Source organism: Streptococcus oricebi, assembly GCF_017883985.1.
GTDB lineage: Bacteria > Bacillota > Bacilli > Lactobacillales > Streptococcaceae > Streptococcus > Streptococcus oricebi.
In genome coordinates this window covers 1-1,743 of record NZ_PRDG01000011.1, presented here as the reverse complement: position 1 = coordinate 1,743, position 1,743 = coordinate 1, and the positions used below count along the sequence as shown (strand labels likewise).

Sequence of the window (1,743 nt, the reverse complement as noted above, 5' to 3'; positions counted from 1 at the left end):
TTGGTCGTTGATTTGGTAACTTCCTTGACCTGGAATTGTTACGTTTTCAACCAATTCGCCACTTGCTGGGTCTTTCAGTTTCGCTGGCTCTTGGCTCAAGGCTACCGAGTCATCGCCTGATTTAAAGATTGGAGTGGCGGTTTGTACTTGACCTTGCTTACCTGTTGAGGTCACATTCTCAGCGCTTGGCTTAACCCCTTCAACACTTGGAGTGTAGATCGCTTCTACCGGAGTACCGTTGATGTCCGTTTTAACAACAGTTACACCTGAGGTCTTACCGGTGAAGGTTTTTTCCGGGATAAAGATCACAACACCATCTTTGTCAATGCGGTAGCTTCCCTGACCTGGAACAACCACTTCGTCAACCAATTGGCCTGAAGCGTCTTTCAGCTTGGCAGGCTGGTCGCTCAAGGCTACTGAATCATCGCCTGATTGAAATACTGGCGTGGCAGTTTGTGGCTGGCCTTGCTTACCTGTTGAAGTCACGTTTTCAGCACTTGGTTTGACCGCTTCGACACTTGGAGTATAAGTTGCTTCTACTGGAGTGCCGTTGACATCGGTTTTAACAACAGTTACTCCGGTTGCCTGACCGGTTAAGGTCTTTTCGGGAGTGAAAGTAACTTGACCTTGGTCATTGATTTGATAACTTCCTTGACCTGGAATGCTTACTTGCTCAACCAAAGCACCCGTTGCTGGGTCTTTCAGCTTAGCAGGCTGGTCGCTTAGAGCTACCGAGTCATCACCCGATTTAAAGACTGGAGTACCGGTTTGTGGTTGACCTTGTTTACCACTTGAGGTTACATTCTCAGCACTTGGCTTAACCGCTTCAACACTTGGAGTATAGGTAGCTTCTACTGGGGTACCGTTGATGTCCGTTTTAACAACAGTTACGCCAGAGGCCTTACCTGTGAAAGTTTTTTCTGGAGTGAAAGTAACTTGACCTTGGTCGTTGATTTGGTAACTTCCTTGACCTGGAACAACCACTTCGTCAACCAATTGGCCTGAAGCGTCTTTCAGTTTCGCTGGCTCTTGGCTCAAGGCTACCGAGTCATCGCCTGATTTAAAGATTGGAGTGGCGGTTTGTACTTGACCTTGCTTACCTGTTGAGGTCACGTTCTCAGCGCTTGGCTTAACCCCTTCAACACTTGGAGTATAGGTCGCCTCAGCTGGTGTCCCGTTGACATCTGTCTTAACGACAGTCACTCCAGTAGCTTGACCGGTAAAGGTTTTTTCCGGGGTAAAGGTCACAACGCCATCCTTATCAATGCGGTAGGTGCCTTGATTTGGTACAACCACTTCATCGACCAATTGACCTGAAGCGTCTTTCAGCTTGGCAGGCTGGTCGCTTAGAGCTACCGAGTCATCACCCGATTTAAAGACTGGAGTACCGGTTTGTGGTTGACCTTGTTTACCACTTGAGGTTACATTCTCAGCACTTGGCTTAACGGCTTCTACACTTGGGGTATAGGTGGCTTCTACTGGAGTACCGTTGATGTCGGTTTTGACTACTGTCACGCCAGAAGCTTGACCGGTGAAGGCTTTTTCCGGAGTAAAGGTGACAACACCATTGTTATCAATGCGGTAGGTACCTTGATTTGGTACAACCACTTCGTCAACCAATTGGCCTGAAGCGTCTTTCAGCTTGGCAGGCTGGTCGCTTAGAGTAACTGAGTCATCGCCTGACTTAAAGACTGGGGTTCCTGTCTGCACCTGACCTTGTTTGCCTGTTGAGGTCACGTTCTC

At 48.3% G+C, this 1,743-nt stretch carries 1 pseudogene; it reads right to left on the bottom strand.

From position 1 onward, the window contains the following. Positions 1–1,743, bottom strand: a pseudogene (locus C4K46_RS10495) (hypothetical protein); the annotation flags it as partial.